This is a genomic window from Streptomyces sp. NPDC025784 (assembly GCF_055558435.1).
This window is the reverse complement of the sequence record NZ_JBVHMN010000001.1, coordinates 1,267,544-1,280,866: the sequence shown is the minus strand read 5'-3', so window position 1 is coordinate 1,280,866 and position 13,323 is coordinate 1,267,544. Positions and strand designations below refer to the sequence as shown.

Below are 13,323 nucleotides of genomic sequence, written 5' to 3'. Positions count from 1 at the left end.
CGTGCTCTCACGCCTCACACGTCCCAAGGCCCTCGCCGTCTGCGCCGTTCCCGTCGTGGCACTGCTCGCCACGGCGGTGTTCGCGCCGCTGCCGTTCTCCGTGGCGCAGCCCGGCCTGACGGCGAACGTCCTCGGCGAGAACAAGGGCGTCCCCGTGATCACGATCAGCGGCGCGCCCGTCCGTGACACCAGCGGTCAGCTGCGGATGACCACGATCGAGGCGACGGGTCCCGACGCGAACGTCTCGCTCGGTGACGTGCTCGACGGCTGGTTCGCCACGGACCGCGCCGTGATGCCGCGCGACTCGGTCTACCCGAGCGGGAACAGCGTCGAGGAGATCGAGCGGCACAACGCGGACGAGATGAAGAAGTCCCAGGACACGGCCACGGAGGCGGCGCTGTCGTACCTCCACGAGAAGGACGACGTGAAGGTGACGCTGAAGCTCGCCGACGTCGGCGGACCCAGTGCCGGACTGCTCTTCTCGCTCGGCATCGTCGACAAGCTGGACGGCGACGGCAGCGGCGGCGACCTCACGGGCGGCCGGAACATCGCCGGTACGGGGACGATCGACGCCGACGGGAAGGTCGGCGCGGTCGGGGGTGTGTCGCTGAAGACCCAGGCCGCCCGGCGGGACGGCGCGACGGTCTTCCTGGTGCCGAAGGCGGAGTGCTCGGAGGCGAAGGCGGAACTCCCGGAGGGACTCCGCCTGATCCCGGTGACCAGCCTGGCGGGCGCGGTGGACGCCCTGGTGGCGCTGGACGCGGGCAAGGGCGGGGTCCCCGGCTGCTAGGGCGACGCCCCCGAGGAACGGCCGGGTCAGTGCGCCACGGCCGTCCCGGGCGTGGCGGCCGGCCGCAGGCCCACCTCCACGAGGGTCCAGCCGAGCCGGGTGCGCAGCTCGCGCGGGGGCCGGGCCGAGGCCGCGAGCCGGTGGGCGTCCGCCCGGGCGCGCAGGTCGGCGGCGCGGGCGTGGTGCAGTCCAAGAGCGTTGTCCGGGTGCATCGGGACGACCTTTCTGCGGCCTGATCGGGCCGGTCAGTCGGAGACGTGCGGGAACGCGTGCGTGTGGATACGGACCTGTTCCGCCGCGCGGGGTCGTCCTCGGGGGCCTCGCGGGCGCGGTAACTCTCGATCAGTTCGTGCATCCTCCCGATGAGTTCACGGGCGCTTGCCGGTGTCAGGCGCAGGGTGAAGTCGCTCATGTCGCCGGCGTGGGACCATTCCTCGGGCCAGTCGCCGCGCGTGGCCAGCCACGTCGACAGTTCGTGGCCGTGGCTCGTCGCCACCTCGTGCAGGAACAGGTCGGCGGCCCCGCGCACCGCCGGGTCGGGGTGGTCGAGCAGCCCCTCGTCGAAGCCCATGCCCTGGTCGACGGCCCGCCACCAGCGCTCCCGTCCCTTGTTCTGCTCCGGGGCGTCCTCGACGAAGCCGTGCGCGGCGAGCTGGCGGAGGTGGTAGCTGGTCGCTCCGCTGGACTCGCCCAGCCGCTCGGCGAGCATCGACGCGGTGGCCGGACCGCGTTGCCGCAGCACCCTCAGCAGTTCCATGCGGAGCGGCAGGCGAGGCACCTCACCCGCCGCTCACTTCACCAGTCCCTCCGACTTCATCCAGTCCAGGGCCACCTGGTGCGGATCCTCGCCGTCGACGTCGACCTTCGCGTTCAGGTCCTGGGCCACCGTGTTGTCGAGCCTCTTCGTCACCGGCTCGATGACCTGGGCGATCGCCGGGTACTTCTCCAGGGCCTTGGTGTTGATCACAGGCGCGGCGTTGTAGTTGGGGAAGAACTTCTTGTCGTCCTGCATCACCACCAGGTTCATCGACTTGATGCGCCCGTCGGTGGTGAACACCTCCCCGTAGGTGCAACTGCCCTTCGCGATCTGGGTGTAGATGATCCCGGTGTCCATCTGCGTGATGTTCTTCGCGGGCACGCTCATCCCGTAGGCCTTCTCCATGCCCGGCAGCCCGTCGGCCCGGTTGGCGAACTCGCTCTCCACGCACAGGGTCACCGCGCCCGGGTCCGACTTCGAGAGCGCGGCCACCTCGGAGAGCGTCCTGGTCCGGTACTTCTTGAAGTCGGTCTGGTTCATGGCGAGCGCGTACGTGTTGTTGAGGGCGGACGGCGGCAGCCAGGTCACCCCGTTCTTCAGGTCGGCGTCGCGCACCGCCCGCCACTGCTCCTGCGGGTCGGGGATCGGCTTGCTGTTGCCGAGATAGGTGATCCACGCGGTGCCCGTGTACTCGTACATCGCGTCCGCGTCACCGTTCTTGAGGGCCTCGCGGGCGCCGATCGACCCCTGGATGCCGGTGCGGTCGAGGACGTCCGCGCCGGCCGCCTGGAAGGCGATGCCCATGATCGCCCCCAGGATCAGCTGCTCGGTGAACTCCTTTGACGTCACGGTCAGATGCGCGCCCTTGAGCGGTTCACCCTGTCCGATGGAGCCGGGGCCGACGTCGTCGGTCATGGGGGAGCCGCTGGTCAGCCCGCACCCGGCGGCCAGGGCGAGGAGGCCGGCCAGCGCCGGGCAGGCACGCGGACGCCTCATGTCCCCACCTCCAGCCCACGGGGCCGCAGGAACAGTTCGGCCAGCGAGGCGAGCCAGTCGACGAGCAGGGCGAGCGCCACGGTGAGGACCGAGCCGAGCACCAGGACCGGCATGCGCTGGTTGGTGATCCCGGTGGTGATGAGAACGCCGAGGCCGCCTCCGCCGCCGAAGGTGGCGAGGGTCGCCGTGCCCACGTTCAGGACGAGCGCCGTCCGCACACCGGCGAGGATCAGCGGCACGGCCAGCGGGAGTTCGATGCGGGTCAGGACGCCCAGCGGCGACATGCCGATGCCGCGCGCCGCCTCCAGGACCGTCGGGTCGTTGGCCTTCAGCCCGGCGATCGTGTTGGACAGCACCGGCAGGACGGCGTAGACGATGATGCCGATCAGGGCCGCCTTCGTGCCCGTTCCGAGCCAGATGACCAGCAGCGCCAGCAGACCGATCGCCGGGGTGGCCTGCCCCATGTTGGCGATGGTCATCGCGAGCGGCGTCGCCTTCCGGAACGCCTTGCGGGTGAGCAGGATGCCCAGCGGGATGGCGATGACGAGCACGAAGAAGGTCGAGATCACGCTCAGTTCGACGTGCTGCCACAGCGCCTTCGACACCTGGCCGTTCGACAGGGCGTTCCGTGAGATCTCGTCGAGGTCCGCCTGCTGGAACCAGAACCAGGTGGCGAGCAGCAGCGCCACCAGCGTGGCCGGCAGGAAGGTGAGCTTCTGCCAGGTGATCCGCCGCTTCGGCGCGGTGGGGGGCGGCGGCGGGGCCTCCCGCTCGCCCTCGCCGGAGCCGTCGCTGTCGTCGCGGAAGGCGAGCCCCTTGACCTCGTGCTCGCCCTCGGGCCGCCGATCCGTGGGCGGTGTGCTCACGCCTTCGCCTCCCCGGTGTCGACGCCTTCCTGTTCGAAGTGGGTCTGCTGCGCGCGGGTCTCCTCCAGCTCGTGCTGGTGCTCCATCGCGTCCAGCCGGTCGGCCTCCAGGAGCTCGTGCACGGAGTTCATCAGCGTCTCCATGTCGACGACGCCGATGTACTCGCCGCGCCGCCCGGTGACCGCGACCCGGCCCGCGTTGTCCGTGAGGACCGCCTCCAGCGCGTCCCGCAGCGTCGCGTCCAGGGTCACCGTGTCGTGCACCAGCGTCCCCGCCCGCGCCAGCGAGCCCCTGGCCCGCATCAGGTCGCCGCGCCGCAGCCACTTGTAGGGGCGGCCCCGCTTGTCGAGCAGCAGGATCTCGTTCGTCCCGCTGGAGCGGAGCCTGTTGAAGATCTCCTGCAGCGGGTCGTCGACGGTGACCGTCGGATACGCGGTGACCTCCACGTCCCGTACGCGGGTGAGGTTGAGCCGCTTCAGCGCCGCGCCCGCGCCCACGAACCCGGACACGAAGTCGTCGGCCGGGTTGGTGAGGATCGCCTCCGGGGTGTCGAACTGCGCGATGTGCGAGCGTTCCCGCAGCACCGCGATCCGGTCGCCGAGCTTGATCGCCTCGTCGAAGTCGTGGGTGACGAAGACGATCGTCTTGTGCAGCTCGTGCTGGAGCCGGATCAGCTCGTCCTGGAGGTGGTCCCGGGTGATCGGGTCCACGGCCCCGAACGGCTCGTCCATCAGCAACACGGGCGGATCGGCCGCCAGCGCCCGCGCCACCCCGACGCGCTGCTGCTGGCCGCCGGAGAGCTGGCGCGGATAGCGGCCCTGGAACTCGCCGGGGTCGAGCCCGACGAGGTCGAGCATCTCCTCGACCCGCGCCTTGATCCGCCCCTTCGGCCAGCCCGTCATCCTCGGCACCAGCGCGATGTTCTGGGCGACCGTCATGTGCGGGAAGAGCCCGGACGACTGGATCGCGTAGCCGATCTTGCGGCGGAGCTTCACCGGGTCCATGTGGGTGACGTCCTCGCCCCCGATGCGGATGCGGCCGCCGGTCGGCTCGATCAGCCGGTTGATCATCTTCAGGGTGGTGGACTTCCCGCACCCGGACGGGCCCACGAACACGACGATCTCGCCCGCCCTGATCTCCATGGTGACGTTGTCCACGGCGGCGTCGCGGCTGCCCGGGTACCGCTTGGTGAGGTGCTCCAGCTCGATGGTGGCGCCGGTCGTGGACGCGTGCCCGCTCCCGGCCGCCCGCTCCTCGGGGCCGCTCCCCGCGGGCGATTCGGCCGTCGTGTCGGACGCGGGCTCAGGCACGGATCCCCCTGGGAATGGTCAGCCGTCCGACAAGCACGTACGCGGCGTCGAACAGCAGCGACAGGATGATGATCCCGAGCGTCCCCGCGAGCACCTGGTTGAGCGCGTTCTTGCTGCCCAGGGAGCCGATGCCGCGGAAGATCTCATTGCCGAGGCCGGGTCCGGAGGCGTACGCGGCGATGGCCGCGATGCCCATCATCATCTGGGTGGCGACACGGATGCCGACGAGGATCGGCGGCCAGGCCAGCGGCAGTTCGACCCGGACGAGCCGGGCCAGCCGCGACATGCCGATGCCGTTCGCCGCGTCCACCAGCGACGCGTCGACGCCGCGCAGGCCGACGATCGAGTTGCGCACGACCGGCAGCAGCCCGTACAGCGTCAGCGCGATCACCGTGGGCGGCACGCCGAGCCCCACGACGGGGATCAGCAGACCGATCATGGCGAGCGACGGAATCGTCAGGAAGGTGGCCGTCGTGGTCGTCGCGACGTTGCCCGCCCATTGGCTGCGGTAGGTGGCGATGCCGATCAGCACGCCGATGGCCGTCGCCACGACCATGCACTGGAAGACGGCGCTCGCGTGCTGGAAGGCGTCCGTGAACAACTGCTGGTGGCGGCTGCTCAGGTACTCCCAGAAGTTCACGGCACCGGCCCTCACCTCGACGGTGCCCGGGGCCACGGACGTCAGCTGTCTCCCGACGCCTGTTCCACGAGCGGGATGATCCGCAGCGGAACGGGGTTCTCCATGACGATCGCCGTGGAGGCCCGGACGATGCCATCAAAACCGACAACCCGGTCGATCACACGTTGGAGATCCGCGTTCGAGCGGGCGACGAGACGGCACAGCATGTCCCCGCTGCCGGTCGTCGTGTGCAGTTCGAGCATCTCCGGGACGGTCGCCAAGTGCGCTCGCACGTCGGGGCCTTGCCCCTGCCGGATCTGGAGCGTCGCGAACGCCGTCACGGGGTAGCCGAGGGCGGCCGGATCGACCTGCGGCCCGAAGCCCCGGATGACGCCATTCGACTGAAGCCGGTCGAGCCGCGCCTGCACGGTGCCGCGCGCGACCCCGAGCCGCCGGGACATCTCCAGCACCCCGATGCGCGGTTCCTCGGCCAGCAGCACGATGAGCCGGCCGTCCAGATGATCGATCGCCATGCGGACCTCCGAGATGGTCATCATGTACAGAAAGCCCGAAGGGGCGGCCCTCTGCTTGAGCATATTGTCCAGTGAATACGCGAACTATTGCGCACCTTGTGGAACAGAGGGAGTCTGCGCGCATGACGCAGACCACACACCACACTCCCGACACCGCCCGGCAGGCCGACCCCTTCCCGGTCAAGGGAATGGACGCGGTCGTCTTCGCCGTCGGCAACGCCAAGCAGGCCGCGCACTACTACTCCACCGCGTTCGGCATGCGGCTCGTGGCCTACTCCGGACCGGAGAACGGCAGCCGCGAGACGGCGTCGTACGTCCTCGAGAACCGCTCGGCGCGCTTCGTCTTCACCTCCGTCATCAAGGCCGCCACGGACTGGGGTCGCTTCCTCGGCGAGCACGTGGCCGAGCACGGCGACGGCGTCGTCGACCTGGCCATCGAGGTGCCGGACGCGCGCGCCGCGTACGCCTACGCCATCGAGCACGGCGCCCGCTCGGTCGCCGAGCCGTACGAGATCAAGGACGAGCACGGCACCGTCGTCCTCGCCGCGATCGCCACCTACGGCAAGACCCGCCACACGCTCGTCGACCGCTCCGGCTACGACGGCCCCTACCTCCCCGGCTTCGTCGCCGCCGAACCGATCGTCGAGCCGCCCGCCCACCGCACCTTCCAGGCCATCGACCACTGCGTCGGCAACGTCGAACTCGGCCGCATGAACGAGTGGGTCGGCTTCTACAACAAGGTCATGGGCTTCACGAACATGAAGGAGTTCGTGGGCGACGACATCGCGACCGAGTACAGCGCGCTGATGTCCAAGGTCGTCGCCGACGGCACGCTCAAGGTCAAGTTCCCGATCAACGAGCCGGCCATCGCCAAGAAGAAGTCCCAGATCGACGAGTACCTGGAGTTCTACGGCGGCGCCGGCGTCCAGCACATCGCGCTGAACACGAACGACATCGTGGAGACCGTACGCACCATGCGCGCGGCCGGCGTCCGGTTCCTCGACACCCCGGACTCCTACTACGACACCCTCGGCGAGTGGGTGGGCGACACCCGGGTGCCCATCGACACGCTCCGCGAGCTGAAGATCCTCGCCGACCGCGACGAGGACGGTTACCTCCTGCAGATCTTCACCAAGCCGGTCCAGGACCGTCCGACCGTCTTCTTCGAGATCATCGAGCGGCACGGCTCGATGGGCTTCGGCAAGGGCAACTTCAAGGCGCTGTTCGAGGCGATCGAGCGCGAACAGGAGAAGCGCGGCAACCTGTAGAACCCGCAACCGGCGGGGCCGGGAGGGGACTCTCAAGTCCTGTGGGCGCCACGGGGGCGCCCACGGGACGCGGGAGGGACGAGGCCGCATGGGTGATCCGCGGTCCGACAGGACCACCGTCGACGAACCGGTCGACCTGACCACACCGTCCGAGCGCTGGCTGTGGAAGAAGGACACGCTCCGGGAGCCGACGATCCTCCAGTCGTTCGCCTTCGACGAGGTGAACGGCCATCTCTACGTGCTCCAGGTCACCGAGGGCGGCGGCGAGGCCGGCGACCTGTGCCTGACCCGGCTCGACCAGGACGGCGACCGGCTCGGCCACATGTACCTGCCGGGCTTCGGCCACGGCGTGTCCATGGGCGTCCAGAACGCCTCCGACGGCACCGTGTGGATCTGGACCGAGGCCGACGCGGTGGACGGCTACGGGCAGGGCGTGACCCGCTTCCGCTTCGTCGACGGAGCCACCCGCACCCGCGGCCAGGTCCACGTCCGCCGACCGGTACCGGGTTCGACCGGCAACCAGCCCGCCGTCTGCATGGCCACGCGCCGCATCGCCGTACGCCACCGCGTCGACGGCGTGCCGCGCTACCGCGTCTGGGACCTCGACGCGTTCGTCGCCGGCGACTACACCGCGCACCTGGCCGACTTCCCGCAGACCGGCGCCCACCCGGACCCCGCGGTCCCGTTCCAGGGGTACGCGCTGCACGGCGACCACCTCTACCAGCTCGCGGGCGCGGCGTACGACGAGACCGCCAACCCGCCCTCCGGGCACGGCAACACGTACGTCTCCCGCCTCGACGTCCGCACCGGCGCGCTGATGCAGCGGGCACGCACGGAGGCCGGGTACTCGCTCGACCACCGTGAACCCGAGGGCCTCGCCGTCCGCCGCGCCGGGGGCCTGCGGCTGTGCATCGGGCTCGCCTCGGGCGAGCGGGGGGCCCGCAGGTTCTCCGTCTACTGCAAGCCGTTCACGCCCCCTGAGCCGCAGCCCCCGGACGTAGTCTGACCGCATGGCCAGGATCAACGACGTGGGCGGCATGCAGGGGTTCGGCGCCGTCGACACCACCGACGACACCGAACCCTTCCACGCCGACTGGGAGGCCCGGGTCGTCGGCCTCTTCAACGCCCTGCGCGCGCAAGGGCTGTTCAACACGAACGAGTTCCGCGACGCCATCGAGTCCATCCCGCCGACGCAGTACCTCACGACGTCGTACTACGAGCGGTGGTTCATCGCGATCTGCGCCCTGCTGGAACGCAAGGGTGTCCTCGCACCGGGTGAACTGGACGGCGCGGACGGGCCGGACGGCCTCGCGCGGCCCGGCGGGTCCGCCGGCCCCGGACAGCCGGGCGGACCCGATGCCTGACCGTTTCGCGCCCGGCGACCTCGTGCGCACCTACCCCCACGACCCGCCGCACCACACCCGCCTGCCCCGCTACGCGCGCGGCAAGCGCGGCGTGGTCGTCGAGGCGGAGGGCGGCGCGCAGCTCGCCGACGTCAGCGCCCAGGGGCGCGACGACGCCCCCGTCGAGCAGGTCTACGCGGTCCGGTTCGCGGCCCGCGACCTGTGGGGCGAGGGCGACCACCGCGTCGTACTGGACCTGTGGGAAAGCTATCTGGAAGAGGACCCCGAAGATGAGCGGTGACCATCACGACGACGCCCTGATCTCCCGGCGGGTGCGGCGCCTGGAGACCCTCCTGGAGGAGAAGGGGGTGCTCTCGGGCGGCGCGCTGGACGAGGTGATCGACGCCTTTCTGTCGGGCGCGTCCCCCGCCAACGGCGCCCGGGTGGTGGCCCGGGCCTGGACCGACCCGGCCTTCAGGTCCCGTCTGCTGGCCGACGGCACCGCGGCCGTCCGCGAACTCGGCTTCATGGACGGCTCGTACCAGCGGCTGCGGGTCGTCGAGAACACGGAGACCCTCCACAACGTCATCGTCTGCACGCTGTGCTCCTGCTACCCGCTCCGGCTTCTCGGCCCCTCCCCGAGCTGGTACAAGTCCGAGTCCTACCGCTCCCGCGTCGTCCGCGAACCCCGCGCGGTGCTGGTCGAGTTCGGGCTCGGCCTGCCCGCGGACACCGAGATCTCCGTCTGGGACTCCAGTGCCGAGACCCGCTACATGGTCCTGCCGCGCCGCCCGGCCGGCACGGAGTCCCTCGACGAGACGGAACTGGCCGCCCTGGTCACCCGCAACGCGCTGATCGGCACCGCCGCCGTCTGAACCGCACGGGCCCGTCCGGCGGCGTGCGGCCGCTCAGTGCGTCGCCGGGTGACGCGCCGTCGATGCCGCCGTGGGCCCGGCGGAGGGCTGGGCCGGGGCGGCGGGGGAGGAGGCGGCCGGGGTGCGGGTGGCGCCCCCGGACGGGGTCCTGCCCGTGCCGGCGGTCGGCGCCGTGCCCGTCCCCGGAGCCGGAGCCGGAGCCGGTGCCGGGGCAGGAGCCGGAGCCGGAGCGCCGGCCGCCCCCACGGCCGGTGCCACCTCCGGCTCCTCCGCCTCCAGCTCTTCCGGCCCCACGTCCGGGGGCTCGCCCAGGTCCGCCAGGGCCTGCCGGGCCTGCGGCACCAGCAGCGGGGAGAAGTGCGGATTGAGGAGCAGCGCCTCGGAGAGGTGGCGGCGGGCCGAGCCGGTGCGGTCCAGGGACAGTTCGATCTGGCCCAGGTGGTACATGTACAGCGCGCTGCGCACCCCGCCGCCGTGCTCCTTGTCCGTGATCCGGTTGGCGAACTTGATCGCCTCCTCGTCCTCCCCGGCCCGGTGCAGTGCCCAGCCCAGCGCGTCCGCGACGGGCATGCTGGGGTGCCGCTCCCACGCCTCGCGCAGCCGCCACACCGCCTCCAGCGGGTCGCCGTGGTCCGCCTCGAAGATCCCGAGGACCAGTTCGTCGTCCACGCCCTCCGCGCTCTCCTTCCGCACCCGCTGCCGCAGCAGGTCGTACTGGGTGCGCGCGTCGGCGTCCATGCCGAGCTTCTCGTACAGCTCGCCGAGCTCCAGCGCGTACCGGGGCGTGGGCCGCTCGGCGATCGCCGCCCGGTAGGCGCGCACGGCCTCCGAGCTGCGCCCCAGCGCCGCCAGCGCGCGCCCCTGTCCGGCGAGCGCTCCGTGCTCGTCGGGATCGGCGCGCACCGCGGCCCGGTAGTAGCGCAGTGACTCCTCCGGTTCGCCGCGCTCCCACGCCAGCTCACCGGTCTGCTCCATGAGGACCGCCTGTTCGGCGGGGCTCCCCGCGCCCGCCGCCGCGTCCGTGATCACGGCCACCGCGTCCTCGCGCCAGCCGCGGTCCCAGTACACCCGTGAGGCCTGCGCCTGCACGGCCGGTCCGGTGTGCAGCGCCGTCAGCTTGTCGAGCGCCTTGCGGCCGGCCTTGAAGTCCCCGAGACCCCGGTACGCGTCGATGAGCAGCGGATACGTCGTCCATCGCTTCGGCGCCAGCTCCACCGCGGCCTCGCCCCACTTCTTCGCCTCGCGGAAGTCGCCGCGGGCGTCGGCGAGAGCGGCCAAGCCGTCCAGCGCCTCCACGTTCCCCTGCGTCCTGACCCGCAGCGAGGTGCGCAGCGCCTGCTCGGCCTTCGGGTAGTACGCGGGCAGCGCGGTCCGCCGGGCCTGTTCCAGGTACGCGCCGCCGAGCACCGCCCAGGACTGGCCGTCCCGGGGATGGGCCCGCACATGGGCCTCACGATCCCCGATGAGCGCCTTCAGATCGGGCAGCGCGACCGGAACCCCGGCCCCCACCGCCGTCATCGCCCGCGCCACCGAACCCGGCGCGGGCCGCGGTGCCGTGGCGGGCCGCAGCACGGGCAGCAGCACCAGCACACCGGCGAGGACACCGCCGCCGGCCGTCATACCGATCAGCACGCGCCGGACCGTGCGGGGGCGCCGCCGCGGAGCGGCCGGCCCGTGCGGCTGAAGCCCGGTGAGGACCGGCTGTCGCTCTTCGTTCTCCATGCGGCTCACTGTGCGTCAATACGAAGACCACATCGCGGTACGGCAAGCCTCGCGCGGATGGGGTTCACACCGATGGCCGCGGGTGCGAACCTGTGATCATGAGCCGTATCGAAGCCCCGTACGACGAAGCCACGGCGGCGACCGGCGACCTCGTGGACCGCCTGCGCGGCGGCCTGCCGGCCGAATCCGTCCTCGTCGACCCGGACGTCACCGCCTCGTACGCCAACGACATGGCGAGTTTCTGCGAGGCGGGCACGCCCGCCGTCGTCGTCCTCCCGCGCACCGTCGAGCAGGTCCAGCACGTCATGCGGACCGCCAGCGACCTGCGCGTCCCCGTCGTCCCGCAGGGCGCGCGCACCGGCCTGTCCGGCGCCGCCAACGCCTCCGAGGGCTGCATCGTGCTGTCCCTCACCAAGATGGACCGCATCCTGGAGATCAACCCGGTCGACCGGATCGCCGTCGTCGAACCCGGCGTCGTCAACGCCACGCTCTCCCGCGCGGTCAACGAACACGGGCTCTACTACCCGCCGGACCCGTCCAGCTGGGAGATGTGCACGATCGGCGGCAACATCGGCACGGCCTCCGGCGGCCTGTGCTGCGTCAAGTACGGGGTGACGGCCGAGTACGTCCTCGGCCTGGACGTCGTCCTCGCCGACGGACGGCTGATGAGTACCGGCCGCCGCACCGCGAAGGGCGTCGCCGGATACGACCTCACGCGCCTGTTCGTCGGCTCCGAGGGCTCCCTCGGCATCGTCGTCCGGGCCGTCCTCGCGCTCAGGCCGCAGCCGCCCGCGCAGCTGGTGCTGGCCGCCGAGTTCGGGTCGGCGCGCGCCGCCTGTGACGCCGTGTGCCGGATCATGGAGGGCGGCCACGTCCCGTCCCTGCTCGAACTCATGGACCGCACGACGGTGAAGGCCGTCAACGACCTCGCGCACATGGGCCTCCCGGAGACCACCGAAGCACTGCTCCTCGCGGCCTTCGACACCCACGACCCGGCGGCCGACCTCGCAGCCGTGGGCGCGCTGTGCGAGGCCGCGGGCGCCACCCAGGTGGTGCCGGCCGAGGACGCGTCCGAGTCCGAACTCCTCCTCCAGGCAAGGCGGTTGTCCCTCACCGCGCTCGAAGCGGTCAAGGGCACCACGATGATCGACGACGTGTGCGTGCCGCGCTCCCGGCTCGGCGACATGCTCGAAGGCATCGAACGCGTCGCGGAGAAGTACGCCCTGACCATCGGGGTGTGCGCGCACGCGGGTGACGGCAACACCCATCCCACGGTGTGCTTCGACGCCGCCGACCCCGACGAGTCCCGGCGCGCCCGCGAGTCCTTCGACGAGATCATGGCCCTCGGTCTGGAGCTCGGCGGCACGATCACCGGCGAGCACGGCGTGGGCGTCCTGAAGAAGGAGTGGCTGGCGCGCGAGATCGGCCCGGTGGGGGTGGAGATGCAGCGGGCGGTCAAGGACGTCTTCGACCCGCTGGGCATCCTGAACCCGGGCAAGCTGTTCTGATCCGTCCGCGCGCCGGGCGTCACTCCCCGTCCCTGGACTCGTCCGAGGGCCATGGGTCGCCCATCCACAGGTCGTCGGCCGGGGTCGGCGCCAGCAGCTCGGCGAGACCGTCGTCGATGTCGAGCTCCTCGGCCTCGGTGCCCGGCGGGACCGCCCGCAGGGTGCGCTCCAGCCAGGCCGACACCTGCGCGGCGGGCGCTTCGAGCAGGGCGTCCCCGTCCGGCGAACTGAGCGCCATCAGGACGACGCTGCGCCCGGCGACCTTCGTCGGCCACACCCGCACGTCGCCGTGACCGCACGGCCGGAACACACCCTCGACGAGCAGCTCGCGGGCGAAGGTCCAGTGGACGGGGTGGTCGGAGCCGATGTGGAAGGTGATGTGGACGGCGTACGGGTCGTCGGCGCGGTAGGTGAGCCGTGCCGGGACGGGGATGCTGCGTTCGGGCGACAGGACGAGCCTCAGCTCGAGTTCGCGTTCCACGACGGTGTTCATGCCGGTGCGCTTCCTTTCGTCGTACGGGGCCGTCGGGCGGTCCCGTACGAGTGGAGAGCGCGTCGCCGCGGAACCATTACGCGGGTTCCGCGGATTTTTTTCCGGACCGGTTCCGGATCACGGTCGTACGTGGCGGATCCGCGCCCGAAAGGGGTGGGTACGGCGGGAGCGGCCGTGGCGGGAGCGCCGGTCTGGTAGATGTGGAGCCCCCAAGTGACCACCGAGCAGATACGGGACGACGGA

15 protein-coding genes and 1 pseudogene are annotated in these 13,323 nt (G+C 71.4%); 7 read left to right on the top strand and 9 right to left on the bottom strand.

The genetic code is table 11. The features are described from left to right. Position 1: 1 nt before the first annotated feature. Complete coding sequence (locus tag ACZ4IF_RS05605) at positions 2–790, top strand: S16 family serine protease (protein ID WP_467559741.1); 789 nt, start codon at positions 2–4, stop codon at positions 788–790. Between the two features lie 26 nt (positions 791–816). On the opposite strand, the gene ACZ4IF_RS05600 is transcribed toward ACZ4IF_RS05605, so the two are convergent. From ACZ4IF_RS05600 to ACZ4IF_RS05570, 7 genes and pseudogenes are all read right to left on the bottom strand, one after another. Beyond that, complete coding sequence (locus ACZ4IF_RS05600; RefSeq protein ID WP_467559739.1) at positions 817–1,002, bottom strand: hypothetical protein; 186 nt, start codon at positions 1,000–1,002, stop codon at positions 817–819. A 33-nt stretch (positions 1,003–1,035) separates the two neighbouring features. After that, positions 1,036–1,568 (bottom strand): annotated as a pseudogene (locus ACZ4IF_RS05595) (helix-turn-helix domain-containing protein). A 12-nt stretch (positions 1,569–1,580) separates the two neighbouring features. Continuing rightward, positions 1,581–2,543: a glycine betaine ABC transporter substrate-binding protein gene (locus ACZ4IF_RS05590; RefSeq protein WP_467559737.1), complete on the bottom strand. Its 963-nt coding sequence runs from the start codon at positions 2,541–2,543 to the stop codon at positions 1,581–1,583. Then, entirely contained in the window at positions 2,540–3,409 is an 870-nt protein-coding gene (locus ACZ4IF_RS05585) for an ABC transporter permease (protein ID WP_467559735.1), read from the bottom strand. The genes ACZ4IF_RS05590 and ACZ4IF_RS05585 overlap by 4 nt, the downstream gene beginning before the upstream one ends. After that, the gene (locus tag ACZ4IF_RS05580) at positions 3,406–4,719 is read right to left on the bottom strand and encodes a betaine/proline/choline family ABC transporter ATP-binding protein (RefSeq protein WP_467559733.1); all 1,314 of its coding nucleotides are present in this window, start codon (positions 4,717–4,719) and stop codon (positions 3,406–3,408) included. The genes ACZ4IF_RS05585 and ACZ4IF_RS05580 overlap by 4 nt, the downstream gene beginning before the upstream one ends. Then, entirely contained in the window at positions 4,712–5,359 is a 648-nt protein-coding gene (locus ACZ4IF_RS05575) for an ABC transporter permease (RefSeq protein WP_467559990.1), read from the bottom strand. Before ACZ4IF_RS05575 ends, ACZ4IF_RS05580 begins: the two co-directional genes overlap by 8 nt. Before the next feature lie 41 nt (positions 5,360–5,400). After that, on the bottom strand, positions 5,401–5,871 hold the full coding sequence (locus ACZ4IF_RS05570; protein ID WP_359491795.1) for an Lrp/AsnC family transcriptional regulator: 471 nt from the start codon (positions 5,869–5,871) through the stop codon (positions 5,401–5,403). Between the two features lie 122 nt (positions 5,872–5,993). On the opposite strand from ACZ4IF_RS05570, the gene hppD reads away from it, so the two are divergent. The 5 genes from hppD (at position 5,994) to nthA (ending at position 9,357) form a co-directional block, all read left to right on the top strand. Beyond that, positions 5,994–7,139, top strand: a complete 1,146-nt coding sequence (gene hppD, locus ACZ4IF_RS05565) for a 4-hydroxyphenylpyruvate dioxygenase (RefSeq protein WP_467559732.1) — start codon at positions 5,994–5,996, stop codon at positions 7,137–7,139. 88 nt (positions 7,140–7,227) lie between these two features. Continuing rightward, the gene (locus tag ACZ4IF_RS05560) at positions 7,228–8,145 is read left to right on the top strand and encodes a phage baseplate protein (protein WP_467559730.1); all 918 of its coding nucleotides are present in this window, start codon (positions 7,228–7,230) and stop codon (positions 8,143–8,145) included. A gap of 4 nt (positions 8,146–8,149) precedes the next feature. Further along, positions 8,150–8,503: a hypothetical protein gene (locus ACZ4IF_RS05555; protein ID WP_467559728.1), complete on the top strand. Its 354-nt coding sequence runs from the start codon at positions 8,150–8,152 to the stop codon at positions 8,501–8,503. Beyond that, a complete protein-coding gene (locus ACZ4IF_RS05550; RefSeq protein ID WP_467559726.1) occupies positions 8,496–8,783 on the top strand; it encodes an SH3-like domain-containing protein in 288 nt (95 codons plus the stop codon). Before ACZ4IF_RS05555 ends, ACZ4IF_RS05550 begins: the two co-directional genes overlap by 8 nt. Then, a complete protein-coding gene (nthA, locus tag ACZ4IF_RS05545; RefSeq protein WP_467559724.1) occupies positions 8,773–9,357 on the top strand; it encodes a nitrile hydratase subunit alpha in 585 nt (194 codons plus the stop codon). The genes ACZ4IF_RS05550 and nthA overlap by 11 nt, the downstream gene beginning before the upstream one ends. A gap of 33 nt (positions 9,358–9,390) precedes the next feature. On the opposite strand, the gene ACZ4IF_RS05540 is transcribed toward nthA, so the two are convergent. Next, positions 9,391–11,079, bottom strand: a complete 1,689-nt coding sequence (locus ACZ4IF_RS05540; protein ID WP_467559722.1) for a tetratricopeptide repeat protein — start codon at positions 11,077–11,079, stop codon at positions 9,391–9,393. 92 nt (positions 11,080–11,171) lie between these two features. On the opposite strand from ACZ4IF_RS05540, the gene ACZ4IF_RS05535 reads away from it, so the two are divergent. Then, the gene (locus tag ACZ4IF_RS05535) at positions 11,172–12,587 is read left to right on the top strand and encodes an FAD-binding oxidoreductase (RefSeq protein WP_467559720.1); all 1,416 of its coding nucleotides are present in this window, start codon (positions 11,172–11,174) and stop codon (positions 12,585–12,587) included. A gap of 19 nt (positions 12,588–12,606) precedes the next feature. Here the strand turns inward: ACZ4IF_RS05535 and ACZ4IF_RS05530 are convergent, their stop codons facing one another. Next, positions 12,607–13,080, bottom strand: a complete 474-nt coding sequence (locus ACZ4IF_RS05530) for an SsgA family sporulation/cell division regulator (RefSeq protein ID WP_426675494.1) — start codon at positions 13,078–13,080, stop codon at positions 12,607–12,609. Positions 13,081–13,323 lie beyond the last annotated feature (243 nt).

Excerpts from the sequence above, each read along its gene's own strand:
- ACZ4IF_RS05600 (WP_467559739.1), bottom strand. The coding sequence starts at position 1,002 with ATGCACCCGGACAACGCTCTTGGACTGCACCACGCCCGCGCCGCCGAC.
- ACZ4IF_RS05560 (WP_467559730.1), top strand. The coding sequence starts at position 7,228 with ATGGGTGATCCGCGGTCCGACAGGACCACCGTCGACGAACCGGTCGAC.
- nthA (WP_467559724.1), top strand. The coding sequence starts at position 8,773 with ATGAGCGGTGACCATCACGACGACGCCCTGATCTCCCGGCGGGTGCGG.
- ACZ4IF_RS05590 (WP_467559737.1), bottom strand. The coding sequence starts at position 2,543 with ATGAGGCGTCCGCGTGCCTGCCCGGCGCTGGCCGGCCTCCTCGCCCTG.
- ACZ4IF_RS05555 (WP_467559728.1), top strand. The coding sequence starts at position 8,150 with ATGGCCAGGATCAACGACGTGGGCGGCATGCAGGGGTTCGGCGCCGTC.
- ACZ4IF_RS05540 (WP_467559722.1), bottom strand. The coding sequence starts at position 11,079 with ATGGAGAACGAAGAGCGACAGCCGGTCCTCACCGGGCTTCAGCCGCAC.
- ACZ4IF_RS05550 (WP_467559726.1), top strand. The coding sequence starts at position 8,496 with ATGCCTGACCGTTTCGCGCCCGGCGACCTCGTGCGCACCTACCCCCAC.
- ACZ4IF_RS05570 (WP_359491795.1), bottom strand. The coding sequence starts at position 5,871 with ATGGCGATCGATCATCTGGACGGCCGGCTCATCGTGCTGCTGGCCGAG.
- hppD (WP_467559732.1), top strand. The coding sequence starts at position 5,994 with ATGACGCAGACCACACACCACACTCCCGACACCGCCCGGCAGGCCGAC.
- ACZ4IF_RS05530 (WP_426675494.1), bottom strand. The coding sequence starts at position 13,080 with ATGAACACCGTCGTGGAACGCGAACTCGAGCTGAGGCTCGTCCTGTCG.